A 25,967-nucleotide genomic window follows, 5' to 3' on the forward strand; every position below is an offset into this window, starting at 1 on the left:
CGGTTATGAAATCATTTCGAAAGGATTTCCTCTGGGGCGGCGCTACGGCGGCCAACCAGGTGGAGGGCGCTTACCGGGAGGGAGGGAAGGGCGTCAGCGTGGCCGACGTGGTGACCGTGGGTTCCCACACGCAGCCCAGACGCATTTCGCTGGACCTGGATCCGCAGTATTATTATCCCTCCCATCAGGCGATCGATCATTATCATCACTACAAGGAAGACATTGCCCTGTTTGCGGAAATGGGTTTTAAGGCCTATCGGATGTCCATCAGCTGGTCCCGGATTTTTCCGGACGCCGATAATGAGACGCCAAACGAGGAGGGGCTGGCATTTTACGACGGCGTCTTTCAGGAGCTTCAGAAATATGGAATCGAGCCGGTGGTCACCATTTCCCATGGGGATATTCCGCTGGCGCTGGGAACCAGGTACGGCGGCTGGCCCAACAAAAAGGCCATTGATTTGTATGTAAAATACGCGGTGACGCTGTTTGAACGCTATAAGGATTATGTACGCTACTGGATTCCCTTCAACGAAATCAATGACATTTTTCTGCCTATGAGCTCGCTGGGACAGGGAGCTATGCTGGACGAACAATCCGTCTATTTTACCGAGCAGGCGGATCGGCCGGAAGCGCGGATGAACGCTTTAAACAATATGATGATTGCTTCGGCGAAGGCGGTCATTGCGGGACGGGAGATCAATCCGGCGTTTCACTTCGGCACCATGATCTGTCACATTACCCGCTATCCCCGCACCTGCCATCCGGACGATGTGCTGCTGGTGCTGGAGGACGACCTGTATTTCAACAATACCTGTGCGGACGTGATGCTGAAGGGCGAATATCCCTTCTATACCCTGAACCGGTTTGAAAAAGAGGGGATTCAGATTGGGCTGTCCGAGGAGGAAAAGGCCATCCTGAAGGAGGGCGTGTGCGATTATTACACCTTTTCCTATTACCAGAGCATCTCGGAAAGCACCTTGACCTTCGAGGATCAGACCAGCGGAAATATCATGGGCGGCATCAAGAATCCCTATCTGAAGGAGACTGAGTGGAACTGGCCCATCGATCCGGTGGGACTGCGCTATACCCTTCTGAAGGTCTATGACCGCTACCGGGTTCCGGTAATGATTACCGAAAATGGAATCGGCTGCGTGGATCGGATGGAGGAGGACGGCTCGGTTCATGATCCCTATCGGATTGCATACCTGCGGGACCACATTACGGAGATGCGGAAGGCCGTGGACGAGGGCGTGGATTTGATTGGCTATACGGCCTGGGGCTGCATCGATCTGGTCAGTGTCTCCACCGGGGAAATGAAGAAGCGTTACGGCTTCATCTATGTGGACTGCGATGACCAGGGCAAGGGCACTCAGATCCGGTCCCGGAAGGACTCTTTTTATTGGTACAAAAAAGTGATTGCCTCCAATGGGGAAGATTTGGATTAATCGAGTTTTGGGCTTAAAACAAAAGAAAAAGGACGCTGACGGAGATTGTCGGCGTCTTTTTTCTATGCTGTTTTGGAAAATCAGGTCTTGACATGCCATGAAAAATAGTATACCATGTGAACTATTCACATTGTGAACTAAAAAGAACACAGAGAGGAGGAACTTCACATGGAAGCGACCCGAGAGGAGATTTTGAGAGTCTGGATGCAGCTGTCGCTGGCCATCAACAATGAGCGGGTGGTGTCCGGGCTGCCCTATAATGAGTTTCTGATTTGCAGCATCTTGTATTGGAACCAGAAGCGCAAAGCGCCGCGGGAGCTTACGGCTACGGATCTGTGCGGGGAGACGAAGATACTGAAATCCCAGATGAACCGGACCCTGAACAGCCTGGAGAAAAAGGGATTGATTGAACGGACCCGTTCGGAGAAGGATAAGCGGCAGGTTTACGTGAGTTTCCGAATGGAGCGGGCGGACGTCTATGAAAAGGAGCACGAGCGGCTTCTGAATTTTGTGGATGAGCTTATGGATCGGATTGGCTGGGAGCATTCCGAGGAGATTGTGAAGCTCTTCCATCTGATTGCGAAAATGGCAGACGAGGTAATTGGATGATAAAGATATTGGTAGATTCTTCTTCGGAGCTGACGAAGAAGGAAGCGGAGGAAAAAGGCTTTTTATTTGCACCCATCAGCGTAAATATCGGCGGAAGGGAATATCGGGACGGCGTGGATCTGACGAAGGATAAGTTCTACGATCTGCTGGTGAACGGCGGCGAATTCCCGCAGACTTCCCAGCCGTCGCCCCAGGCCTTTCTGGAACTGTTTGAGCAGGCGAAGAAGAATGGGGATGAGGTTGTGGCGATTCTCCTGTCGTCCGCTTTAAGCGGCACGTACCAGAGTGCGGTACTGGCAAAACAAATGGTGGATTATGAGGGGATTTATCTCATTGATTCCCTGACAGCTACGGGTGTGATCCAGATTCTGGCGGATTATGCGCAGGAACTCATTGAGAAAGGAAAGAGCGCTGCGGAAGTAGCGGAGCGGACGGACGTTTTCAAGACCAGGGTACACGCTATCGCCATGGTAGATACACTGGAGTTTTTGCAAAAGGGAGGCCGTATCAGCAAAACAGCGGCCATGATCGGCGAACTGGCAAGGCTCAAGCCCCTGATTACACTGACCGAAGAGGGAGGCGTGGGCGTTATCGGAAAAGCCATCGGAAAAAATAAGGCCGTGAGCTTTATGCTGAAATGGCTGGAGGAGCATCCGGTGGACGACGCCTGGCCGAAATATTCCATCTACACCAGCGGTACTGAGAACTGTGGACAGTTCGAAGAAAAGTTAAAAAATCATGGAATTGAAACCATGGGCCGGCTGCAGATTGGCACAGCCATCGGTACCCATATCGGACCGAACGCTTTTGGAATTATATATGTGGAGAAAGCATAATGTACGAAAAGAGGGGAGCTGCGTAAAGCAGCTCCCCCTTCGTGTATACAAAGTAGAAACTTAGTTTTCCATCGGTTTGCTGCCTGTAAAACGCAATCAGGAATTACATCCGCAGCCGGTGGTTCCCGTATCAAATGCCGGGTTAAAGGCGTAGAAGTTCTTCGAATTTAACTTATCCTGCACGATCCGGAGGGCTTCACCGAATCGCTGGAAATGTACAACCTCTCTCGCCCGCAGGAACCGGATGGCGTCGGTAACGTCCGGGGAATCCACGCAAAGTCGTAAGATGTTGTCGTAGGTGGTGCGGGCTTTTTCCTCTGGCACGACCTTGTAAGTACAACATATACAAAAATATAGAGGGTAAAGCAGATATTCCGCCTTTCCAGTGTATCAATTCAGACGTTCAGAAATGAGCGTCTATTTTTTTACCCTAAAACCAGAAAGGACGTGATACCACGAAGAAATCACCACCGCCGGAGCGTTCCCCTCCGCTTCCAGACCAGAACCCAAAAACAACTATCAAACACAACATTCAGAAAGGACAGGTACATCTATATGGAATTAAAATTCGTTATCCCCAACATGGAAAAAACATTCGGCAACTTGGAGTTTGCCGGAGAAGACAAAACAGAACAGAGAAGAATCAACGGACGCATGGCGGTACTCTCTCGCAGCTTCAACCTTTATTCAGACGTACAGAGGGCGGATGATATTGTGGTTATCCTCCCTGCCGAAGCCGGAGAGAAACATTTTGACTTTGAAGAACGTGTAAAGCTCGTCAATCCCCGTATCACCGCAGAGGGCTATAAAATCGGCACAAGGGGCTTTACCAACTACATTTTGCACGCTGACGATATGGTAAAAGCATAAGGAAAAGGAGGACATCAGACTATGAGATTAGCAAACGGAATCGTGATTGACAAGGAAGCAACATTCGGGGCATTGAAATATTCTGCCCTCCGCCGTGAGGTTCACCTCCAGAATGAAGACGGCTCGGTATCAGAAGAAATCAAGGAGCGTACCTATGACTTAAAATCCAGAGGACAGGGGCGTATGATTCAGGTTTCTATCCCTGCCAGCGTGCCATTAAAGGAGTTCGATTACAACGCAGAGGTGGAACTTATCAATCCAGTGGCAGATACCGTGGCAACGGCTACCTTTCAGGGAGCAGAGGTGGACTGGTACATCAAGGCTGATGATATTGTTCTGAAAAAAGGTGCTGCCATGAATCCGCAATCACCAAAGAAAGAACCGCCAACAGAAAAATAAGTATGGACGCAATTACTGGATATGAAGAATACGAACAGGACTTCCGGCTGGTTTCTCTGCCGGAATACTGCTGGATGGCAGGTCAGCTTCTTATCGAAGCCCTAGAAGATTATCAGCCGCCGGAAAATCTGGCAGTTTATATGCCGGAATGTCTGTGCAGGGAGTTGTCCGGCTATACTTTTTTATTTCAAGCCCATATGGAAGACAACAAGAAAGGATATTCGCTGCTTTATATGGGCTATTTTTAATCACGGAAAGGAGGATTGTTCCCATGAAACAGCTTTTCCCCCGTGGAAAACGTATCCGCCCCACGGATAAAGACCTTGTGTTCCATACTGCCCTTGCCGCCCTGTTCCCTGTCTTCCTGCTGGTTGTCCTGCTGTTTCATATCCGGCAGATTGCCGGAACCAACTGGCAGGAAGTGTCCCTTTCCCAGATAGCACAGGACATAAATATCCCTTACCTGTTATTCAGCATGGGCGTGGCAGGGCTGGTGTGTCTTACAGCAGTTCTTCTGTTCTGGCGATACCGCAGGGACGAAGTAAAGCAGCTCATCCACCGCCAAAAGCTGGCAAGGATGGTGTTGGAAAACAAGTGGTATGAATCGGAGCAGAGAAAGGAAGACGCTTTTTTCAAGGACTTGTCTTCCAGCCGTTCCAAAGAAACCATCACTTATTTTCCCAAAATCTACTACCGGATGAAACAGGGCTTGCTCCATATCCGTGTGGAAATCACCTTGGGGAAATATCAGGAGCAGCTCTTACACTTGGAGAAAAAGCTGGAAAGCGGCTTGTACTGTGAGCTGACGGATAAGGAATTAAAGGATTCCTATGTGGAGTACACCCTGCTTTATGATACCATTGCCAACCGTATTTCCATTGAGGATGTACAGGCAAAGGACGGCAGGCTCCGGCTTATGGAAAATGTCTGGTGGGAGTATGACAAGCTCCCCCATATGCTCATTGCCGGAGGAACCGGCGGCGGAAAGACCTACTTTATCCTGACCCTCATTGAAGCCCTGCTCCGCACCAACGCCGTCCTGTTCGTATTAGACCCGAAGAACGCCGACCTTGCAGATTTACAGGCGGTTATGCCGGATGTGTACTACAAAAAGGAAGATATGCTCGCCTGCATTGACCGTTTCTATGAAGAAATGATGAAACGCAGCGAAGACATGAAGCTCATGGAGAATTACCGGACAGGGGAAAACTACGCTTACTTGGGGCTTCCGGCAAATTTCCTTATCTTTGATGAATATGTGGCATTTATGGAAATGCTCGGCACAAAAGAAAATGCCGCTGTCCTCAACAAATTAAAACAAATCGTTATGCTTGGGCGGCAGGCTGGCTTCTTCCTGATTCTCGCCTGCCAGCGTCCGGACGCAAAGTATCTGGGGGACGGAATCCGTGACCAGTTCAATTTCCGTGTGGCTCTGGGGCGGATGTCGGAAATGGGCTATGGAATGATGTTCGGGGAAACCACAAAGGATTTCTTCCTAAAGCAGATAAAAGGGCGTGGCTATGTGGATGTGGGAACCAGTGTTATCTCAGAGTTTTACACGCCCCTTGTGCCAAAAGGACACGATTTCCTCAAAGAAATAAAAAAGCTCATAGACAGCAGGCAGGGAGTGCAGGCGGCGTGCGAAGCGAAAGCCGCAGAAACGGACTGACCTGCTGTGGCTGGTGTGCCGCAAGGCACGCCAGCATGAACCCCTCGTATCTAACAGAGGGGTACAAATCGACAGGCAATAACCAAACAACAGGGCAGAATCCCACGGTACACAAGGGATTTTCCCATATCCGGCGTATGTCAACAAGGCTCTGAAAGTTGACATACGCTTTTTTAGACAGGAGGGATTTTCACTGAATGAAGAAACATGGGTACGGAACATCAAAGAGAAACGGGAAAGTTACGGTATCTCACAACAGAAACTTGCCCTAGCTGCCGGAATCACCCGTCCGTACCTGAGCGATATTGAAACGGGCAAGGCTCACCCATCCGAAGCATTACAGGAAGCCATCACGGAAGCTCTGGAACGCTTTAACCCAGACGCTCCCCTTGAAATGCTCTTTGACTATGTGCGGATTCGCTTTCCCACTACAGATGTGAAGCATATCGTGGAAGACGTGCTGCGGCTAAAGCTGCCTTACTTTATCCATGAAGACTACGGCTTCTACTCTTACACGGAGCATTACTATCTTGGGGATATTTTCGTTTTGGTATCGCCGGAACTGGAAAAAGGGGTGCTGCTGGAACTGAAAGGGCGTGGCTGCCGCCAGTTTGAAAGCTATCTGCTGGCACAGGAACGGAGCTGGTATGAATTTTTCATGGACGTTCTCATGGAGGACGGCGTGATGAAGCGGCTTGACCTCGCTATCAATGACAAAACGGGAATCCTGAACATTCCCCATCTGACAGAGAAGTGCCGGAATGAGGAATGTATCTCGGTCTTCCGCAGCTTCAAAAGCTACCGCAGCGGCGAACTGGTACGGCGTGAGGAAAAAGAATGTATGGGGAACACCCTGTATATCGGTTCCCTCCAAAGTGAGGTGTACTTCTGCATTTACGAAAAGGACTATGAGCAGTACAAAAAGCATGATATTCCCATTGCGGACGCAGAGGTAAAGAACCGCTTTGAAATCCGGCTGAAAAATGAGCGTGCCTTTTACGCCATCCGTGACCTGTTAGAACATGACAATCCAGAACGGACAGCTTTTCAAATCATCAACCGCTATATCCGGTTCGTGGACAGGGACGATACGAAGCCCCGTTCTGACTGGCGTATCAATGAGGAATGGGCGTGGTTTATGGGGGAACACAGGGGAAGTCTGAAACTGACAACGAAACCGGAACCCTATTCCTTTGAACGCACCCTGCACTGGCTCTCCCATCAGGTAGCCCCCACGTTAAAGCTGGCTCTCCGTCTGGATAAGATGAACCACACCCAGATTGTCCATGACATCATCACCCATGCAAAGCTGACGGAGAAGCACGAAAAAATCCTGAAGCAGCAAGCCGCCGCTGCAAAGGAGGTGGTGCTTTAACGGTGGCAATTTTGGAACCTAAGAACTCTTACAGGAAAGAAAGGAGCTTTTATGAATTTCGGACAGAATCTTTACAACTGGTTTTTATCCAACGCCCAGTCCCTTGTGCTGCTGGCAATCGTGGTGATTGGACTGTACCTCGGATTTAAGAGGGAATTTTCCAAACTTATCGGCTTTTTAGTAGTGTCCCTTGTAGCGGTTGGTCTGGTCTTCAATGCGGACGGTGTAAAGGACATCTTACTGGAACTGTTTAATAAGATTATCGGTGCATAGGAAAAAACATATTACACTTCCGTTATGGAGCAAGCTCTGATTGCTTCATGGCGGAAGTCCACTAGGGGCTTGGGGAGCGTAACTCCCCAAACAACCTGACAGAGAAAGGACGTGATACTGATTGAGGAAATGAAAATCTACATCCTGAACACCACAAGGTTTTACCATGAGGATTTTGAGGAATATCCGGGGGCATGGTTTTCCTGCCCCGTGGATTTTGAAGAAATCAGGGAACGTCTTGGGGTTCAGAGTGAGGAAGAAATCGAAATTGAAGACTATGAGCTGCCGTTTCCATTGGAGGGCAACACAAGGCTCTGGGAAATCAACGCCCTTTGCCGGATGGTACAGGAAATGCAGGGAACGCCTCTCTATTATGAAATGGATGTGGTACAAAAGCGGTGGTTTTCCAGCTTTACGGAATTTATCGACCACAAAGACCAGATACGCTGCTATCCGGTGCAGGACGGAGAATCCCTCGCCCATTATCTGGTGCAGGAGATTCAGGTATTCGGAGAAATACACCCAGACTTAATGAACCATATCGACTACGCTGCCATTGGTCGGGAGCTGGAAACCAGCGAAAACTACCTGTTTACGGACAATGGTATCTTTTATTACCGCTAAAAGGAGGTGAAGGAACTTGGAAGAAATGCGGATTTACATTGCCAACTTAGGAAAATACAATGAGGGCGAACTGGTAGGGGCATGGTTCACGCCGCCTGTGGATTTTGAGGAAGTCACGGAACGTATCGGCTTGAATGATGAATATGAGGAATATGCCATCCATGATTATGAGCTGCCCTTTGCGATTGACGAATATACCCCCATTGAGGAAGTCAACCGCCTGTGTGAAATGGTGGAGGACTTACCGGAATATATTCAGGAGGAACTATCAGAGCTGCAATCCTACTTTGGCAGTATCGAAGAACTCTGTGAGCATGAAGACGATATTATCTGCCATTCCGGCTGTGACGATATGGCGGATGTGGCTCGCTACTATCTGGAAGAAACCGGACAGCTTGGGGAACTTCCGGCACACTTACAAAACTATATCGACTATGCCGCCTATGGGCGTGACATGGAATTGGAGGGAACCTTTGTTGTCACGAACCACGGCGTATATGAAATCTTACGGTAGACCCGTCTGTATCTCCTTTGGGAAATGCAGGCGGATTTTTTATTCAGGGGCGGCTTTGGCTGCCCCCATCTTTTAGAAAGGACGGACAACATGAAAAAAATACGAAGCTATACCAGTATCTGGTCGGTGGAAAAGGTACTCTATTCCATCAATGATTTTAAGCTGCCATTCCCCATCACGTTCACACAGATGGCGTGGTTCGTGGTATCGGTGTTTGCAGTTATGCTCTTGGGGAACCTCCCTCCCCTTTCGTTCATTGACGGGGCATTTTTAAAATACTTCGGCGTACCCTTTGCCCTCACTTGGTTCATGTGCCAGAAGACCTTTGACGGGAAGAAGCCTTACGGCTTCCTGAAATCCGTACTGGCATATCTGGTACGCCCGAAACTGACCTATGCAGGAAAGCCCGTGAAGCTGGAAAAGGAATATCCGGCACAGCCCATCACGGCAGTAAGGAGTGATATTTATGGCATATCCGATTAAATATATCGAAAATAACCTTGTGTTCAACCATGACGGGGAGTGCTTCGCTTACTATGAGCTGCTTCCCTACAACTATTCCTTTTTAAGCCCTGAACAGAAATATCAGGTACACGATTCGTTCCGGCAGCTTATCGCCCAGAACAGGGACGGAAAGATTCATGCCCTGCAAATCAGCACCGAATCCAGCATACGGGCGGCACAGGAACGCTCCAAACAGGAAGTGACGGGCAAGTTAAAGGATGTTGCCTGTGCAAAGATTGACGCACAGACCGAAGCCCTGATTTCCATGATAGGGGAAAATCAGGTAGACTATCGCTTTTTTATCGGCTTCAAGCTGCTTGTCAATGAGCAGGAAGTCACCATGAAACAGTTCCGCAGGGAAGCAAAGACCGCCGTTTCCAATTTCCTCCATGAAGTCAACCACAAACTCATGGGGGATTTTGTTTCCATGAGCAATGAAGAAATCTGGCGGTTTCAGAAGATGGAAAAGCTGCTGGAAAGTAAAATCTCACGCCGCTTCAAAGTCCGGCGGCTTAACAAGGACGATTTTGGCTATCTGATTGAGCATTTATACGGGCAGACCGGAACCGCCTACGAAGATTATGAGTATTATCTTCCGAAGAAACGGTTTCAGGAGGAAACGCTGGTGAAATACTATGACCTCATCAAACCCACCCGTTGTCTGATAGAGGAAAACCAGCGGTATCTGAAAATCGAACAGGAAGACGGGACAGTTTATGCCGCCTACTTTACCATCAACAGCATTGTAGGGGAACTGGACTTCCCATCCTCGGAAATCTTTTACTATCAGCAGCAGCAATTCACTTTTCCCATTGATACCTCTATGAATGTGGAGATTGTGACAAACCGGAAAGCCCTCTCCACGGTGCGGAACAAGAAAAAAGAGCTGAAAGATTTGGACAACCACGCATGGCAGAATGACAGTGAAACCAGTACAAACGTGGTGGACGCTTTAGACAGCGTAAATGAGCTGGAATCCACCTTAGACCAGAGCAAGGAATCCATGTATAAGCTGTCCTATGTGGTGCGTGTGACAGCTCCCGACTTGGAAGAACTGAAACGCCGCTGCAATGAGGTGAAAGATTTTTATGACGATTTGAACGTGAAGCTGGTTCGCCCCTTTGGGGATATGCTGGGGCTGCATGGGGAATTTCTCCCTGCCAGCAAACGGTATCTGAACGATTACATCCAGTATGTCACCAGTGACTTCCTCGCTGGTCTTGGTTTCGGAGCAACCCAGATGTTGGGGGAACCAGAGGGTATTTATATCGGGTACAGCCTTGATACAGGAAGAAATGTGTACTTAAAACCTGCCCTTGCCAGTCAAGGGGTAAAAGGCTCTGTTACCAACGCCCTTGCTGCCGCTTTTGTCGGCTCCCTCGGCGGTGGAAAATCATTCAGCAACAACATGATTGTCTATTATTCCGTACTATTTGGGGCACAGGCTCTCATTGTTGACCCGAAAGCGGAACGGGGACGCTGGAAAGAAACCCTGCCGGAAATCGCCCATGAAATCAATATCGTAAACCTGACCTCAGAGGAACAGAACAGGGGCTTACTTGACCCCTATGTGATTATGGAGAACCCAAAGGATTCCGAATCACTGGCAATCGACATCCTGACCTTTTTAACCGGCATTTCCAGCCGTGACGGGGAAAAGTTCCCTGTTCTTCGGAAAGCCATCCGTGCAGTGACAAACAGTGAGGAACGGGGACTTTTCAAAGTGATTGAGGAACTTCGGGCGGAGGGAACCACCATCAGCACCAGCATAGCCGACCATATCGAATCCTTTACGGACTATGACTTTGCACACCTGCTCTTTTCGGATGGGGATGTCACACAGTCCATCAGCCTTGAAAAGCAGCTCAATATCATTCAGGTGGCGGATTTGGTGCTGCCGGATAAAGAAACCTCGTTTGAAGAATACACCACAATGGAGCTGCTTTCCGTGGCAATGCTCATTGTAATCAGCACCTTTGCCCTCGACTTTATCCACACCGACCGCAGCGTGTTTAAGATTGTGGATTTGGATGAAGCATGGAGCTTCTTACAGGTGGCACAGGGCAAGACCCTCTCTATGAAGCTGGTTCGTGCCGGACGTGCCATGAACGCAGGCGTTTACTTTGTCACCCAGAACACGGACGATTTGCTGGATGAAAAGCTGAAAAACAATCTGGGCTTGAAATTTGCGTTCCGTTCTACGGACATCAACGAAATCAAGAAGACCCTCGCCTTTTTCGGGGTGGATTCCGAAGATGAAAACAACCAGAAACGGCTCCGTGACTTGGAAAACGGACAGTGCCTTATCAGTGATTTGTACGGGCGTGTGGGAGTGATACAGTTCCATCCTATCTTTGAAGACCTGTTCCATGCCTTTGATACCAGACCGCCCGTGAGAAAAGAGGTGGAATGATGGTGATACATAGAACTTCCAACGGGCAGCAGCTCCCTGTTCCCTATTCAGCAAAAAAGGGCTTGTCTTGGAAAATAGCAGGAAAAGTGATTGGCAGGGTGCTTCTGGCACTCCTGCTCATCCTCCTGCTGCTTGCAGTCTTCGGAACAGCCGCCCACGCTGCCGGACTGGTGGATGATACGGTGGACGCTGCCAACGAATACAGCAAATACCCTCTGGACAACTACCAGCTTGATTTTTATGTGGACAGCGGATGGGACTGGCTCCCGTGGAACTGGCTGGACGGTATCGGAAAACAGGTGATGTACGGGCTGTATGCCATCACAAATTTTATCTGGACAATCAGCCTGTACCTTTCCAACGCCACAGGGTATCTGATTCAGGAAGCCTACTCGTTGGACTTCATTTCCTCTACGGCGGATTCCATTGGGAAAAATATGCAGACCTTGGCAGGCGTTACCACAGGCGGCTTGTCCTCGGAGGGATTTTATATCGGGTTCCTGCTGATTCTCATTCTGGTGGTGGGGATTTACGTTGCCTACACAGGGCTTATCAAACGGGAAACCACAAAAGCCATCCATGCCGTTGTGAATTTCGTGGTGGTGTTCGTGCTGTCCGCTACCTTTATCGCCTATGCTCCTGATTATATCGGGAAAATCAATGAATTTTCCGCAGACATCAGCAATGCCAGCCTGACCCTTGGCACAAAGATTGTGCTGCCAAACTCGGAAAGCCAGGGAAAAGACAGTGTGGATTTGATACGGGACAGCCTGTTTTCCATTCAGGTCAAACAGCCGTGGCTCCTGCTGCAATACGGCAACTCGGATGTGGAAAGTATTGGGGCTGACCGTGTGGAACACCTGCTCTCAACCAGTCCAGACGAAAACAACGGGCAGGACAGGGAAGAAATCGTGGTGGAGGAAATCGAAGACAGGGAAAATACCAACCTTACCATCACAAAGACCATCAACCGCTTGGGAACCGTCTTCTTCCTGTTCATGTTCAATATCGGTATCTCCGTTTTTGTATTCCTGCTCACGGGGATAATGATTTTTTCACAGGTGCTTTTTATCATCTACGCCATGTTCCTGCCTGTGAGCTTCCTCCTTAGCATGGTTCCCTCTTTTGAGGGGATGTCCAAACGTGCCATTACAAAACTGTTCAATACCATCCTTACCAGAGCCGGAATCACCCTGATTATCACGGTAGCGTTCAGCATTTCCACCATGCTCTACAACCTGTCTGGGGAATATCCGTTCTTCCTGACGGCGTTCTTGCAGATAGTGACCTTTGCCGGAATTTATTTTAAGCTGGGGGATTTGATGGGGATGTTCTCCTTACAGAGCGGCGATTCCCAAAGTATGGGGAGCCGTATCATGCGAAGACCCCGTATGCTCATGCACGCCCATATGCACCGTTTACAGCATAAGTTAGGGCGTTCTGTGGCAGCTCTTGGGGCTGGAACGGCTGCATACCACGCAGGGAAACAAGCTAGCCCAGACCAGAGAAATGCTTCCAACTCCGGTACTTCCAAAAATACACAGGCAGACCACACCCGACCAAACGGACGGGCAGCACCAGAAAAGGAATCTGCATGGAAACGGGCTGGCTCTGCTGTGGGTGCGGTGGCAGATACCAAAGATAAGATAGCCGATACTGCCGGACAGCTTCGGGAGCAGGCAAAGGATTTGCCTGTCAATGCAAAGTACGCCCTTTACCACGGGAAAACACAGGTATCAGAGGGAGTACGGGATTTTACTTCCAGCGTGACCCAGACCCGAACTGCCAGAGCCGAACAGCGGAACGCACAGGCAGAAAGCCGCAGACAGACCATTGCAGAACGCAGGGCGGAACTGGAACAGGCAAAACAGCCGCAACAGACAGCTTCCGAATCCCCCAAAGGGGCGGCTCCCGTCCATGAACGCCCTGTTACTGCAAAGCAGCCGGAAGATTTCCGACATCATGCAGATACCACTCATACAGGAAAACCAGCCATGCAGCCGGTTTCCCCATCCATCAGGGAACGGGGACAGGTTCCTTATGGGGGAACTGTGGCAGAACGGGCTTCGGTTCCGGTAGTAAAGGCAGCTTCCATCCACCATGAACAGATACCGTCTGCAAGGACAGAACGCCAGATACTCCCTCCGGCTTCCCCAGACAAACCAGAGGAAAGACAAAAGGCAAATACGGCTCCTGTGATACCGGAAAGAAAACGGGCTGCCCCTGCGGTAAAAGAATCGAACTTTACCATCCGGCGTACCACCGCCAGAAAGGAGTGGACAAAAACGGTAACAGCGGCTGCCAAACAAAAGAAAGGGGAGAAACCATGAAGTTAAGACACCTTTTCTTTGCCTGTTCCGGCGTGTTCGTGATGATGTTCTCCCTGCTCCTTTTGGTGGTGATTGTCTTCTCGGATGAGGAAGACGGCGGAAGCGGCGGAAACCTTATCTATGGGGGCGTGAGCGTATCACAGGAAGTCCTCGCCCATAAGCCTATGCTGGAAAAGTATGCAAGGGAATATGGCATAGAGGAATACTTAAATGTGCTGCTCGCCATCATTCAGGTGGAATCCGGCGGCACGCTGGAAGACGTTATGCAGTCCTCGGAATCTCTGGGGCTTCCCCCGAACTCCCTTAGTACAGAGGAATCCATCAAACAGGGCTGCAAGTATTTCTCGGAACTGCTCGCAGCGGCAGAAACAAAGGGCTGTGACTTAAACAGCGTGATTCAATCCTATAATTACGGCGGCGGTTTCCTAGACTATGTGGCAGGACACGGAAAAAAATACACCTTTGAACTGGCAGAAAGCTTCGCAAGGGACAAATCCGGCGGAAAGAAAGTCACCTACACCAACCCTGTTGCGGTAGAGAAAAACGGGGGCTGGCGGTATTCCTATGGAAATATGTTCTATGTCCTCTTGGTATCGCAATACCTGACCGTGGCACAGTTTGATGATGAAACGGTACAGGCTATCATGGAGGAAGCCTTAAAGTATGAGGGATGGACATATGTGTATGGGGGCGATTCCCCCTCCACTTCCTTTGACTGTTCGGGACTGGTGCAGTGGTGCTATGGCAAGGCAGGAATCGCCCTGCCACGGACAGCACAGGAACAGTACAATGTGACGCAGCACATCCCCCTGTCCGAAGCAAAAGCAGGGGATTTGGTCTTTTTCCACTCCACCTACAACGCCGGAACCTACATCACCCATGTGGGGCTGTATGTGGGAAATAACCGGATGTACCATGCCGGAAATCCCATTGGTTACGCAGACCTGACAGGCTCCTACTGGCAACAGCACCTTGCCGGAGCCGGACGAATCAAACAATAAGAAAGGATGAACCGATATGATTCAGATTAGAAAAGAGGATAACCAGAAAAAGCAGAAAGAAAAGAAACTGAAAGTTTACAAAGTCAATACCCACAAAAAAACCGTGATTGCCCTGTGGGTGCTGCTGGCAATGAGCTTCCTGTTTGCCGTCTATAAGAATTTCACGGCGATAGACATTCATACTGTCCATGAAACCAAAGTGATTGAGGAAACCATCCTCGACACTCACAAGATAGAAAACTTTGTGGAGAATTTCGCAGAAGTCTACTATTCATGGGAACAGTCTGCCGCTTCCATTGATAACCGGACAAACGCTTTAAAAGGGTATCTCACCGGAGAACTGCAAGCCGTGAATGTAGATACTGTCCGAAAGGACATCCCCGTATCGTCTGCCCTCACCGACTTCCAGATATGGGAAATCACAGAAGAAAAGGAGCAGCATTATCAAGTAACCTATACGGTGGAACAGCGTATCACAGAGGGAGAATCCAGTAAAACCGTCCGTTCCGCCTATCAGGTGACCGTCTATGTGGACAGTTCTGGGAACCTGACGATTATCCAGAACCCAACCATTACCAGCGTTCCCGTAAAATCCGGCTACACTCCAAAAGCGGTACAAAGTGACGGTACGGTGGATTCCATCACCACGGAGGAAATCAACGAATTTCTCACTACCTTTTTCAAGCTGTACCCTACGGCAACCGCAAAGGAGCTGACCTATTATGTGAATGAGGGCGTGCTGAACCCTGTGGGGAAAGAATATATCTTCTCGGAACTGGTAAATCCTGTCTACAACCGAAACGGAAATCAGGTGACAGCTTCCCTTGCAGTAAAATATCTGGATAACCAGACCATGACAACACAGGTATCGCAGTTTTACCTTGTGCTGGAAAAGAACGGGGAAAACTGGAAAATTGTGAAATAGTTATAGAGAAACGTGCATTTCTCATTTGGAGATTTGCACGTTTCTCTTACAAAGTATTTAAAAGAAATTTTCGTTTAATCTTTATATTTTTGATTAGCTCCCAGCAGTAGTGTATCAATTGCTTCGGATAATTCTTTTCTTACTTTATCAGGATTTGAAAAGGCATATCTTAATTGTAATGTTGTATAACCATGAAGCATACCTGTTACCATGCTCAAAATTTCAGTGGTCTTATCTGGATTAAAGCCACATGAGCAAATAAGTGTTTTAAGTAAAGATAGATAATCATTAAAAATGATTGCTGTTTCCTCTGTTCCATTCCAACTAGCCCATTGAATTATTTCATACACACCGGGATGTTCAATCATATAATTAAGATATTCAACTGCCACTAATTTTAACGCTGAATCCCCTGTCTTACCGATTGCTGCACGAATCATTTTTTCATTCATAGTACGCATACCACTATGTGCTATCTCCCTAAGAAGTTCATCCAAACTTCCTATATGATTATATAAGGAGGGGGTACGAATCCCTAAATTTTCAGCAATAGCTTTCAAAGAAACATTATGAAGTCCATTTCTATCAGCCATATCAGACGCTGTTTTTATAACTTCGGCTCTTGTAACTCGCATATTCATTTTCCTCTTTCTTCACATCATTTACCTCATTTTAAGTAATTAAATTAGCGAAGTCAATAATTAGGTTAGAAAAAAAGAACTTTTATATTGACAAATTGTCTTATAATATTTAATATTACTAATATAATTAGTTTTAATACTACTATAATTAGTTTATGAAAGGAACTACAAATATGTGTACAAGATTTGTGTATAATGGGAAAGAAACCATTGTTGGGTTCAATTTTGATATTGACCTTTCTGAATGGGAACATACCGTAATTGCTGAAAAAGACCGTTTTTTTTTAGGGATAAAAATGTCCGATAATAAGTATCACTCTTTTCACGGAATCAATAGAAATGGGAATGTTGGCACATTGTTGTATGTACATGGAAATGACAATGCACAATTTTGCGGTAATGAATCATGCTATACAATAGCTGATTTGACAGAAAATTTTATAAAAGGCAACCTCTCTTTTGATGATTCGTTGGAAATAGTGAAAAAAAAGAAAATTACTTATGCTCCTGACACTACTATGCAGGCTATGTTTTCAGATAGAACTGGGCGTGTTCTCATTATTGAACCGGGGATTGGGTATCGTTTGGAAAAAGAAAAATATTCCTTAATAACAAATTACTCCATTTTAAAACCAGAATTGACTAATCCATATGTTTTATCTGGGGATAACAGATATGAAAAGGCAAAGGATTTACTGCAAGGATATGGAGAAAACTTCTCTATTTCCAACGCCTTTGATGTACTTAGGTCAGTACGTCAGGAAGGACTTTGGGCAACCAGAGTTTCTTTTGTATATTCCGTTACTAAAAATAAGGTATATTATGTGTTGAACAATGATTTCAAAAATATTGCAGAGTATCAATTCTAATATCACTGCAATTATAAGCAAAAGTGGAGGATTTACATTTCCCCCACTTCCTTAGATTTGACAATACCATCTGCCTATTGCAATTTTTATTTACTTTTCCATCAATATTTCAAACAACAATTTCTACTTCGACAATCAAGTTAATTTATGTTGTTTAACCTCTATTTCCTTTGTCTACTAAGACATTTAATTATTTACCATACATCTGTGATAATTTTTAATTTGCCTATTGACTTTAACGTTACGTCATAGTATATGATAAAACCAAAAGGAGGAACTAGAATTATGAAAATATCCGCTATCCGTTCTGACAAAGTTTATTCAAAAATTATGAATGCACCGTTAGACAAAAAAAATGACATTTATAGATATGAACTTATGAAGCCTTTTGAAAAAAAGTGGGCTTGTTATAGTGTTCCTATGAAAGCTCTAACGCCTAATGGATATGATGTAATTATGGCAAGCGAAATGCTTGGACATATCGCCCCAACCGCTGTTGACCAAAAGCAACAAAATAATATTAAGCTAATTTCTGATAATACACTCTGGGAAAAATGTGAGTTATCCATTCAGCAGTCGTTGAATTGCTTTGTTGAACACGGTGTTAATCTACCCATTAAAGAATATGCGTTTACAATTTTACTTGCAAATGCTAAAAATCCTTACATTATTTTAAATGATGGTTACTGTGGTGATGGTGGTATTCCAGGATATATTTTTTCTTGGTTACTACCTAATGAATACACTTTATCACATCTTCATGTAGCATTAGCACATGAAACTAATCACAACGTACGATTTCAATTTATTAAATGGAAGAATGACATCACTCTTGGTGAAATGATAGTCAATGAGGGATTGGCAGAAAACTTTGCAACATTTCTGTATGGTGAAGATAAAGCAGGTCCTTGGGTAACAAAAACTGATATAGAAACCTTAAATGAATATATTAAGCCTATTATTCGGGACGGTTTAAATGTTCAAGGATTAGAAAATCTGAATGCATACCTTTATGGTGATGAAATGGCAGCATTACAAAACTATCCTCAGGTCGGATTACCCTATTGTTCCGGATATGCGTGTGGCTATCACTTGATTAAACACTACTTGCAAAAGACTGGAAAAAACATTGTCGAAGCAACTCTATTACCTGCAAAAGAAATTTTAAATGCTACGGAGGATTTTTGGAATGAATGAAAAAGCTAAAACAGTCCATGAAGTTGCTAAATTAACAGGTATTACTGCTCGAACACTACATTATTATGATGAAATTGGTTTATTAAAACCATCTATTATAACCGAAGCAAAATACCGTCAGTATACAGACGACGATTTAACTAGGCTTCAGGAAATTTTGTTTTTTAGAGAAGTTGGATTCGCCCTAAAAGAAATTAAGGAACTGCTGGATTCACCTCATTATGTTCGTTCAGAAGCATTAGAGCGTCATGTACTGATTTTGGAAGCTCAGAAAGAACGAATAGAAGCTTTGATTTCACTTGTAAAAGACACAATCAACGGAAATAAAGAAATTAAATTTTCTGCATTTTCAAATGCAAAAATACTTGAGTTACAATCGCAATTTCAAGAAGAAGTATTAGAACAATGGGGAAATACTGAAAGTTTCAGAGAATACAAGACTATGTTTTCTTCCCATTCAAAGCAAATACAAGAGAAAGAAATAGAATCTTTTTATTCAATGGCTCGCAATATTTTTGAAAAACTAGCTATGTATGAAAATAGTCCTGCGGAAAGTTCAGAAGTACAAGCAATAGTACATGAATGGCAACAATATATTTCTGAACACTTTTATGAATGTAATAAACAAATTTTATCTAATTTGGGAGTTCTCTATATTACAGATGAAAGATTTACCACTTTTATAAATAGATTTAGTAGTGGAAATCTTGCAGCTTTTTTTAATGAAGCAATACAAATTTTTTGCAGAGGTTCAGAATGAATATGATGGAGTGGGTTATTTGTCCTATATGCAACAATAAAACAAGGATTAAAATACGAAAAGATACACAGCTAAAAAACTTTCCGTTGTATTGTCCAAAATGTAAAAAAGAAAGTTTGATATGCGTAAATAACTTCAAAATAGAAATTATCAAAGAGCCAGACGCCTAGACGCAGAGCCGATAATTTATAAGCTATATAGCTTATAGACTATCGGCTCATTTTAATTTCAATCTTATTCTTGCAGGCAATAGAAGTTATTTATCTTCCATTTCCTTGTATTTGACAATACCATCTGCAACGCTTTCCATGATAACAAGGTCTGCGTCTGTAAAATTGTCAATTTTGCTTTCAAGCTGTCTTCGTCTGCTGCTTTTTGCCAGACTATCAGAGGATAAAAAGAACTCATCCACTGATACATTCAGCAGAGATACAAGGTCGTACAGCACCTGTAAACTTGGGTGCTGCCCTTTATTCTCAATATTGGTTAAATAGCGTGGGTCAATTTCAATCATTGCTCCCACCTGTTCACGGGTCAAACCCTGTTTTTTGCGGGCTTCTTTTATGGCAAGCCCAAACGCCCTGAAATCATATTTATCTTCTTTTTTACGCATAATACACCACCTCTGTACATTTTACTGTTCCTGTTGTAATAGCGACAGGTATAGAAAAACGTATTACATAGTTGTACAGTTCCTATTATGCGTATCAAAGATAAAACTATGCTGCCGAAACGGAAATAAAAAAAACCGTTATTTGGCAGCATACTTTCCCTGCGTCAAAATCACATCATCTTTTCCAGACGACGGTTTAACAAAAGCCGCCGTCTTTTTTTGCATGAAATATAGATGATTTTTAAAGTCTACTACTTTATACAGACAGCGGCTTACAGGAGGAAGCCGCTATGCAAAATATTTTCTTAAATATATCTACATTCGGTAAACCGTTAAAAAAAGCCATCCACCTACGCTAGAAAAGTCTGACCTGCAATATGGTTTTTTACAATACATAGTAAGAACTATCGAAGCACACAAGCAGAAATATCGTCTGTTTGCGTGCTTTTTTAGTTGGAAGAAAAAGTTTTTAAATTTTTCTTCTCAAAACGCAACTGCACCCCCTGTCCTGTCGGGACTAAGAGCGAAAAGGGGGAAAGAAGCAGAAATTCCTATCAACTCGCTCCCTTTCAAGGCTGGAAAGGGGGTGAGCAATGATGAAGCCATCTGAATTTCAGACAACCATAGAGAACCAGTTTGATTATATCTGTAAAGTCGCTATGGAGGATGAACGCAAAGACTATCTCAAAGCGTTGTCCAGACAGTGTAAACGGGAAACCCTGTTCTGTGATATGGACGATTACACCGTCAATCTGTTTTCTTCCGAAGACACCTATCCCTCCCATTTCCATACTTTTGAAATGGATGGATTTACTGTCCGCATTGAAAACAGCCTATTAGCAGAAGCATTAGAAAATCTGGATGGAAAGAAACGTGACGTTATCCTGAGATATTATTTCCTCGGATTTGACGATACGGAAATTTCAAAAATTCTGGAAGTCAACCGTTCTACCATCCAGAGAAGAAGACACGCCGGACTGGAATTTATCAAAAAATTTATGGAGGAAGAAGCATGACAGCAAAGCACCCTATGATTCCGTTTCCTGTGATTGTCAGGGCTGCGGACGGCGATATTGAAGCAGTCAACCAGATTGTACGCCATTACAGCGGTTTTATTGCCAGCCGTTCCATGCGTCCCATGAAAGACGAATATGGCAATACCCACATGGTTGTAGATGAAACCCTACGCCGCCGGATGGAAACACGTCTGATTGCAAAGATTTTATCTTTTGAAATCAGGGAACCAAAGTAAAAATAACGCTCTCCTGTGGAAGCATGGACAAGCCCATGCTTCCCAGACAGAGCTTGCCAGTCTATTAAAGTGCATTATCACCAGTGCATTTTAACAGGCTGACAAAGCCAGATTGTTCCTTGAAAAAGAAAGCGTCTAATCAACGCAGCATAAAGCAGCCGAATACGTTTCGATAGAAAGAGAGCCGTTGGGCTGGCACGCCGTAACCCACCAAAGGAGGGATGAAACCGGATAGCGATTCCTGCCAGCGTTCCATAAGCAGCTTACCGCAATAGCTGCCGCCATGACCTTTCTATCGTGATAATGATACTTCCGTACAGCCTTAGTCCGTGTGATGATGTAGCACCGCTGGCAAAGGGTACGGCTGGATGAGAACCATGCAGGGGTGAGATTCCCATGAGCTTTAGCGGAAGCTGTTCGGTTTGCTAAGGATGATTCTTTCATAATGAACAAGCATTTTTGCATAGTCTGTAAACATAGTAAAGACTGTGAGGTGGAATTATGCCAAAAGAAGCAGAAATTTCCTGCAAAAATGTATTTAAGTGTGAAGATAAGTCGGCATTAAAAAAAGAGTTCAATCAGAAATGGATAGAACTCATCAATCAATTAGAAAAATCCAAAGGACAGGTATTACCTGTAAAATGATAGACAAACATTTCTCAACACGGTATAATAAGTGTAGGTGGAATGTTTGTTTTATCTTCTCTTTAAGGGAGATAAAATATGATGAACACAAAGTCAAAAGTTGCTATTTATTGCCGCTTATCAGAAGAAGATAGAAACAAACAACATGAAACTGATGATAGTAACAGTATTCAAAATCAAAAATCCATGCTGATTCAATATGTATTGGAACAAGGTTGGGAAGTCTACAATATATACAGTGATGACGATTATACTGGTTCAGATAGACGAAGACCAGAATTTAACAAACTGTTAAATGACGCTGAACACCGAAAATTTGATATTATCCTCTGTAAAACACAATCCAGATTTACCAGAGAGTTAGAGTTGGTGGAAAAATACATACATGGATTGTTTCCTATTTGGGGGATTCGTTTTATCAGTATTGTAGATAATGCAGATACCGCTAATAAAGGAAACAAAAAATCAAGACAAATCAATGGTCTGGTTAATGAGTGGTATTTAGAGGATATGTCAGAAAACATCCGCAGCGTATTGACTGACCGCCGGAAGAATGGATTTCATATTGGTGCATTTGCTCTTTATGGTTATAAAAAAGACCCCGAACAAAAGGGACACCTGATTATTGACGAAGAAGCTGCTGCTGTTGTCAGAGAAGTTTTTACTTTATTTTCACAGGGATATGGCAAAACAGCGATTGCCCGTATGCTGAATGACCGTGGGATTCCAAACCCTACGGAATATAAACGGCTTCATGGTTTACGCTATAAGCAGCCTACCAGAAAAAATAGTACCTTATGGAAATATTTTGCTATTTCCGATATGCTGACAAATGAAATTTATATCGGAAATATGGTTCAAGGAAAATACGGCAGTGTTTCGTATAAGACAAAACAAAATAAGCCCAGACCTAAAGAGGAATGGTACAGAGTAGAGGGAACACACGAACCGATTATTGACCGTGAACTTTGGGATAGAGTACAATCTATGGTAGCTGAAAAAGCAAAACCATTTACAGTAGGAACCATAGGGCTGTTTGCCAGAAAAGCTCGCTGCATGAGCTGTGGCTATACCATGCGTTCTAATAAGCAGACAGATGGAAGACATTATTTACAATGTTCAAATCGCCATGTTGCAAAGGACGCTTGCATAGGCTCATTTATTTCTGTGAAGAAGTTGGAGCAGGCAGTTATTTCTGAACTGAACAAGTTATCACAAGAATATCTTGATAAAGATGAATTGGAACAGAACGTGGAATTTCACTCCAACGTAAAGGAGAAAAAAACTGCTTTAGAAACACAACTTGCTACTTATCAAAAAAAGATTGAAGAAGACGCAAAGGTAATCAGAGAACTTTATCTTGATAAAGTAAAAGGGATTCTTTCCGAAAATGATTTCCTGAATTTGTCAAAAGACTTCACAAATGACAGAGAACGGCTTGAAAAGCTGGTGATTGAAACGCAAAAACAGCTTGATGTAATTGAGAGAAAAATCCAGACAGGCGATAATCGCCGCCAGCTTATTGAGCAATACACAAATCTTGAACATTTAGACAGAGAAACCGTTGAAACTCTAATTGATTATATATTAGTAGGAAAACGGATTCCAGGGACAAGAAATGTCCCGATTGAAATACATTGGAATTTCTAAGTTCTGTAAAATCTGGTGTCTGGCACACCAGATTATATAGAACTTCTACTTAACACTTCTATGTTGCACTTATGCAGTTGCACCATCTGCTGCCATATCCTCGGTCAGATCTGTAATCGGATCGCCCACCGACTGGAACATGGCAGCCGTAAAGGGCGTCCCGGAAGCCGCCTGGGGCCAGAGCGCCAGGGTATGATCCACATAATAGTCCTCAAAGCCGGAGGCCTTCAGTTCTTCCATGGACATATTCCGGGTCAGCTGATGGACGATGGTGGCGATCATTTCGAAGTGCCCCAGCTCTTCGGTGCCGATATCCGTAAGTGTTGCCATACATTCCTTATAAGGCATCGTATACCGCTGGGACAGATAACGCATGGAAGCGCCCAGCTCGCCGTTGGGGCCTCCATACTGGGTAATAATCGCCTTCGCCAGCTTTGGATTCGTCTCCTTGATATGAATGGGATATTCCAACCGTTTTTCATAATTAAACATAAGCGCGTCCTCCCTTCTATTGCCACGGCCACGGCTGGTCTGCCCAGGTCCAGTAATCTTTCGGATTATGGACGTGGGACAGCGTCAACGGGCCGTACTGGGTGGAATATTCATGAAGAGCTTCCCGATACATTTGATTCTGTTTCTCAAAATAAGCGATGGCTTCCGTGTCTTCCGGATGAGTGTCCAGATAGAGGCAGGCGTCCACGCAGGCGAAGCCGGTGGTGGCGATGCGGCGGAGCAGCTGTTCCTTCGAAAGATCGCTGCAGGAGCAGGAGTCCCTGGGACGAACCGGGCCGGGGCCACTCTGGGGAGCCGTCGGTATGGGACAGCCGGTAGCATTTCTTGGCTGGGGACAGGGCCTTACGGGCGATTGACAATTATTTCTCATCATCTGCAGCCACCCCGCTTTCCTGAAAATGGTTTATTTAACTCCGGAAATATGGTCCCGCACTGCAGGGCTTTTTCCAGGTCGTAGGTCTGATCCCAGTACTGCCAGGGCACATAGGCGATGGCCAGCGCAAGACCGCGCAGAGGATCCCGCATACAGGAGCAGCGCATGGAATTCTGATTTCGATAATCCGCCATGAAGTGATTCCTTTCCATAAAACTATTCCTGATATCTTATGAAAAAAAGAAAAATCCGTGAAATTTTTAATTTCATTTACAAACGATAGAAAATATGGTTATAATAGTCAGGAGCAAACTGTAGAAATTGCAGACTTTATTGATAAAAACCAGATCAAACTAGGAAAAGAGGAACGTCACCAATGAAAAAAGAACCGTTTGTAACACTGGAGCAGTTACAGGAGATTACAAAAACCTATCCGACCCCGTTTCATCTCTATGACGAGAAGGGGATCCGTGAGAATGCAAAGGCTTTAAAGGAAGCATTTTCCTGGAATAAGGGCTATAAAGAATATTTCGCGGTAAAGGCTACGCCGAATCCGTTTCTGATTAACATTTTACGGGAGTACGGCTGCGGCTGCGACTGCTCATCCATGACAGAGCTGATGTTGTCCAATGAGATTGGCGTCAAGGGCGATGATATCATGTTCTCTTCCAATGACACTCCGGCTGAGGAGTTCGCTTACGCGGCAAAAATCGGCGCCATCATTAACCTGGATGACTATACCCACATTGATTTCCTGGAGAAGACTCTGGGCTATATCCCGGAGACCATCAGCTGCCGGTTCAATCCGGGCGGAATCTTCCAGATCAGCAACGACATTATGGACAATCCCGGCGACGCCAAGTACGGCATGACCGAGGAGCAGCTGTTCGACGCTTACCGGGTGCTGCAGCAGAAGGGCGCGAAGCATTTCGGCATTCACGCGTTTCTGGCAAGCAATACCGTCACCAACGATTACTATCCGATGCTGGCCAAGGTGCTCTTCGAGCTGGCAGTCCGCCTGAAGAAGGAGACCGGCGCGGACATCCGCTTCATCAACCTGTCCGGCGGCGTGGGTATTCCCTACCGTCCCGATCAGGAGCCCAACGACATCCGCGTTATCGGCGAGGGCGTCCGTAAGGTATATGAAGAGGTCATGGTTCCCGCGGGCATGGACGACGTGGCGATCTACACAGAGCTTGGCCGTTTTATGATGGGCCCTTACGGCTGCCTGGTGACAAAAGCCATCCACGAGAAGCACACTTATAAAGAGTATATTGGCGTAGACGCCTGCGCGGTAAATCTGATGCGCCCGGCCATGTACGGCGCTTACCATCACATTACCGTGATGGGCAAGGAAAATGAGCCCTGCGACCATATCTACGATGTGACTGGTTCCCTTTGTGAGAACAACGATAAGTTTGCCATCGACCGTCCGCTTCCGAAGATTGATATGGGCGATTATCTGGTTATCCATGATACCGGAGCGCACGGCTTCGCCATGGGCTACAATTACAACGGCAAGCTGAAATCCGCCGAGATTCTCTTAAAAGAGGATGGAAGCGCCCAGCTTATCCGTCGGGCGGAGACTCCGAAGGATTATTTCGCCACCTTCGACTGCTTCAATATCATCAAAAATCTGGTATAAATACAAAGCTTTTAAGGACAGG

The 25,967-nt window shown here is 45.6% G+C and carries 29 protein-coding genes and 2 pseudogenes; 25 read left to right on the forward strand and 6 right to left on the reverse strand.

Annotation, left to right across the window (positions count from 1 at the left end):
- The first annotated feature begins 5 nt into the window (after window positions 1–5).
- The 3 genes from WMO29_RS15030 to WMO29_RS15040 all read left to right on the forward strand — a co-directional run bounded on the left by WMO29_RS15030 (window position 6) and on the right by WMO29_RS15040 (window position 2,890).
- Entirely contained in the window at window positions 6–1,445 is a 1,440-nt protein-coding gene (locus WMO29_RS15030) for a glycoside hydrolase family 1 protein (protein WP_349165347.1), read from the forward strand.
- A 168-nt stretch (window positions 1,446–1,613) separates the two neighbouring features.
- On the forward strand, window positions 1,614–2,054 hold the full coding sequence (locus WMO29_RS15035) for a MarR family winged helix-turn-helix transcriptional regulator (protein WP_349165348.1): 441 nt from the start codon (window positions 1,614–1,616) through the stop codon (window positions 2,052–2,054).
- Window positions 2,051–2,890 (forward strand): DegV family protein, encoded by an 840-nt coding sequence (locus tag WMO29_RS15040; protein WP_349165349.1) that lies wholly within the window; start codon window positions 2,051–2,053, stop codon window positions 2,888–2,890. The genes WMO29_RS15035 and WMO29_RS15040 overlap by 4 nt, the downstream gene beginning before the upstream one ends.
- 96 nt (window positions 2,891–2,986) lie before the next feature.
- On the opposite strand, the pseudogene WMO29_RS15045 reads toward WMO29_RS15040, so the two are convergent.
- Window positions 2,987–3,208, reverse strand: a pseudogene (locus tag WMO29_RS15045) (manganese catalase family protein); the annotation flags it as partial.
- A 237-nt stretch (window positions 3,209–3,445) separates the two neighbouring features.
- On the opposite strand from WMO29_RS15045, the gene WMO29_RS15050 reads away from it, so the two are divergent.
- From WMO29_RS15050 to WMO29_RS15110, 13 genes are all read left to right on the forward strand, one after another.
- The gene (locus tag WMO29_RS15050; RefSeq protein WP_002578441.1) at window positions 3,446–3,760 is read left to right on the forward strand and encodes a YdcP family protein; all 315 of its coding nucleotides are present in this window, start codon (window positions 3,446–3,448) and stop codon (window positions 3,758–3,760) included.
- 21 nt (window positions 3,761–3,781) lie between these two features.
- Entirely contained in the window at window positions 3,782–4,159 is a 378-nt protein-coding gene (locus WMO29_RS15055) for a YdcP family protein (RefSeq protein ID WP_118263303.1), read from the forward strand.
- A gap of 2 nt (window positions 4,160–4,161) precedes the next feature.
- Complete coding sequence (locus WMO29_RS15060) at window positions 4,162–4,407, forward strand: hypothetical protein (RefSeq protein ID WP_103900071.1); 246 nt, start codon at window positions 4,162–4,164, stop codon at window positions 4,405–4,407.
- A gap of 23 nt (window positions 4,408–4,430) precedes the next feature.
- Window positions 4,431–5,828: an FtsK/SpoIIIE domain-containing protein gene (locus WMO29_RS15065; protein ID WP_103900072.1), complete on the forward strand. Its 1,398-nt coding sequence runs from the start codon at window positions 4,431–4,433 to the stop codon at window positions 5,826–5,828.
- Window positions 5,829–5,979: 151 nt separating this feature from the next.
- A complete protein-coding gene (mobT, locus tag WMO29_RS15070) occupies window positions 5,980–7,203 on the forward strand; it encodes a MobT family relaxase (protein WP_103900074.1) in 1,224 nt (407 codons plus the stop codon).
- A 51-nt stretch (window positions 7,204–7,254) separates the two neighbouring features.
- Window positions 7,255–7,476: a hypothetical protein gene (locus WMO29_RS15075; protein WP_002570387.1), complete on the forward strand. Its 222-nt coding sequence runs from the start codon at window positions 7,255–7,257 to the stop codon at window positions 7,474–7,476.
- Between the two features lie 129 nt (window positions 7,477–7,605).
- Window positions 7,606–8,100, forward strand: coding sequence for an antirestriction protein ArdA (locus WMO29_RS15080; RefSeq protein ID WP_103900082.1), 495 nt, complete (start codon window positions 7,606–7,608; stop codon window positions 8,098–8,100).
- A gap of 25 nt (window positions 8,101–8,125) precedes the next feature.
- On the forward strand, window positions 8,126–8,614 hold the full coding sequence (locus WMO29_RS15085) for an antirestriction protein ArdA (protein WP_370764339.1): 489 nt from the start codon (window positions 8,126–8,128) through the stop codon (window positions 8,612–8,614).
- A gap of 90 nt (window positions 8,615–8,704) precedes the next feature.
- On the forward strand, window positions 8,705–9,097 hold the full coding sequence (locus WMO29_RS15090; RefSeq protein WP_005427021.1) for a conjugal transfer protein: 393 nt from the start codon (window positions 8,705–8,707) through the stop codon (window positions 9,095–9,097).
- Window positions 9,081–11,531 (forward strand): conjugal transfer ATPase TcpF, encoded by a 2,451-nt coding sequence (tcpF, locus tag WMO29_RS15095; RefSeq protein ID WP_349165350.1) that lies wholly within the window; start codon window positions 9,081–9,083, stop codon window positions 11,529–11,531. Before WMO29_RS15090 ends, tcpF begins: the two co-directional genes overlap by 17 nt.
- Window positions 11,531–13,861, forward strand: a complete 2,331-nt coding sequence (locus WMO29_RS15100) for a CD3337/EF1877 family mobilome membrane protein (protein WP_349165360.1) — start codon at window positions 11,531–11,533, stop codon at window positions 13,859–13,861. Before tcpF ends, WMO29_RS15100 begins: the two co-directional genes overlap by 1 nt.
- Entirely contained in the window at window positions 13,858–14,862 is a 1,005-nt protein-coding gene (locus WMO29_RS15105; protein WP_011861916.1) for a bifunctional lytic transglycosylase/C40 family peptidase, read from the forward strand. Before WMO29_RS15100 ends, WMO29_RS15105 begins: the two co-directional genes overlap by 4 nt.
- Window positions 14,863–14,878: 16 nt before the next feature.
- Complete coding sequence (locus WMO29_RS15110; protein ID WP_103900078.1) at window positions 14,879–15,787, forward strand: conjugal transfer protein; 909 nt, start codon at window positions 14,879–14,881, stop codon at window positions 15,785–15,787.
- Between the two features lie 74 nt (window positions 15,788–15,861).
- On the opposite strand, the gene WMO29_RS15115 is transcribed toward WMO29_RS15110, so the two are convergent.
- Window positions 15,862–16,422, reverse strand: coding sequence for a TetR/AcrR family transcriptional regulator (locus WMO29_RS15115; RefSeq protein ID WP_103900079.1), 561 nt, complete (start codon window positions 16,420–16,422; stop codon window positions 15,862–15,864).
- 179 nt (window positions 16,423–16,601) lie between these two features.
- On the opposite strand from WMO29_RS15115, the gene WMO29_RS15120 reads away from it, so the two are divergent.
- The 4 genes from WMO29_RS15120 (at window position 16,602) to WMO29_RS15135 (ending at window position 19,424) form a co-directional block, all read left to right on the forward strand.
- Complete coding sequence (locus tag WMO29_RS15120) at window positions 16,602–17,297, forward strand: Ntn hydrolase family protein (protein ID WP_118263308.1); 696 nt, start codon at window positions 16,602–16,604, stop codon at window positions 17,295–17,297.
- 285 nt (window positions 17,298–17,582) lie between these two features.
- Complete coding sequence (locus WMO29_RS15125) at window positions 17,583–18,494, forward strand: DUF2268 domain-containing putative Zn-dependent protease (protein ID WP_074133956.1); 912 nt, start codon at window positions 17,583–17,585, stop codon at window positions 18,492–18,494.
- Window positions 18,487–19,254, forward strand: coding sequence for a MerR family transcriptional regulator (locus tag WMO29_RS15130; RefSeq protein ID WP_055058896.1), 768 nt, complete (start codon window positions 18,487–18,489; stop codon window positions 19,252–19,254). The genes WMO29_RS15125 and WMO29_RS15130 overlap by 8 nt, the downstream gene beginning before the upstream one ends.
- A 5-nt stretch (window positions 19,255–19,259) precedes the next feature.
- On the forward strand, window positions 19,260–19,424 hold the full coding sequence (locus tag WMO29_RS15135; protein WP_308464100.1) for a cysteine-rich KTR domain-containing protein: 165 nt from the start codon (window positions 19,260–19,262) through the stop codon (window positions 19,422–19,424).
- An 86-nt stretch (window positions 19,425–19,510) separates the two neighbouring features.
- On the opposite strand, the gene WMO29_RS15140 is transcribed toward WMO29_RS15135, so the two are convergent.
- Entirely contained in the window at window positions 19,511–19,867 is a 357-nt protein-coding gene (locus WMO29_RS15140; RefSeq protein ID WP_103900081.1) for a helix-turn-helix domain-containing protein, read from the reverse strand.
- Between the two features lie 593 nt (window positions 19,868–20,460).
- On the opposite strand from WMO29_RS15140, the gene WMO29_RS15145 reads away from it, so the two are divergent.
- The 4 genes from WMO29_RS15145 (at window position 20,461) to WMO29_RS15160 (ending at window position 23,414) form a co-directional block, all read left to right on the forward strand.
- Complete coding sequence (locus WMO29_RS15145) at window positions 20,461–20,883, forward strand: RNA polymerase sigma factor (protein ID WP_022615780.1); 423 nt, start codon at window positions 20,461–20,463, stop codon at window positions 20,881–20,883.
- Window positions 20,880–21,119 carry a helix-turn-helix domain-containing protein gene (locus tag WMO29_RS15150; RefSeq protein ID WP_009255079.1) on the forward strand — a complete coding sequence of 80 codons (240 nt, stop codon included), beginning with the start codon at window positions 20,880–20,882 and terminating at the stop codon, window positions 21,117–21,119. The genes WMO29_RS15145 and WMO29_RS15150 overlap by 4 nt, the downstream gene beginning before the upstream one ends.
- Window positions 21,120–21,620: 501 nt before the next feature.
- A complete protein-coding gene (locus WMO29_RS15155; RefSeq protein ID WP_005427045.1) occupies window positions 21,621–21,764 on the forward strand; it encodes a hypothetical protein in 144 nt (47 codons plus the stop codon).
- A 78-nt stretch (window positions 21,765–21,842) separates the two neighbouring features.
- A complete protein-coding gene (locus tag WMO29_RS15160; RefSeq protein WP_270590228.1) occupies window positions 21,843–23,414 on the forward strand; it encodes a recombinase family protein in 1,572 nt (523 codons plus the stop codon).
- 84 nt (window positions 23,415–23,498) lie between these two features.
- On the opposite strand, the pseudogene WMO29_RS15165 reads toward WMO29_RS15160, so the two are convergent.
- From WMO29_RS15165 to WMO29_RS15175, 3 genes and pseudogenes are all read right to left on the reverse strand, one after another.
- A pseudogene (locus WMO29_RS15165) lies at window positions 23,499–23,906 on the reverse strand (manganese catalase family protein); the annotation flags it as partial.
- A gap of 16 nt (window positions 23,907–23,922) precedes the next feature.
- Window positions 23,923–24,300 carry a spore coat protein CotJB gene (locus tag WMO29_RS15170; protein WP_349165351.1) on the reverse strand — a complete coding sequence of 126 codons (378 nt, stop codon included), beginning with the start codon at window positions 24,298–24,300 and terminating at the stop codon, window positions 23,923–23,925.
- Window positions 24,297–24,467 carry a spore coat associated protein CotJA gene (locus WMO29_RS15175; protein ID WP_178039297.1) on the reverse strand — a complete coding sequence of 57 codons (171 nt, stop codon included), beginning with the start codon at window positions 24,465–24,467 and terminating at the stop codon, window positions 24,297–24,299. Before WMO29_RS15175 ends, WMO29_RS15170 begins: the two co-directional genes overlap by 4 nt.
- 209 nt (window positions 24,468–24,676) lie before the next feature.
- Here WMO29_RS15175 and WMO29_RS15180 point away from each other — a divergent pair, with 209 nt between their 5' ends.
- Window positions 24,677–25,945: a diaminopimelate decarboxylase gene (locus WMO29_RS15180; RefSeq protein WP_349165352.1), complete on the forward strand. Its 1,269-nt coding sequence runs from the start codon at window positions 24,677–24,679 to the stop codon at window positions 25,943–25,945.
- The last annotated feature ends 22 nt before the right edge of the window (window positions 25,946–25,967 follow it).

Origin of the sequence: Laedolimicola intestinihominis, from assembly GCF_040096155.1 — a bacterium.
Lineage (GTDB): Bacteria > Bacillota > Clostridia > Lachnospirales > Lachnospiraceae > Laedolimicola > Laedolimicola intestinihominis.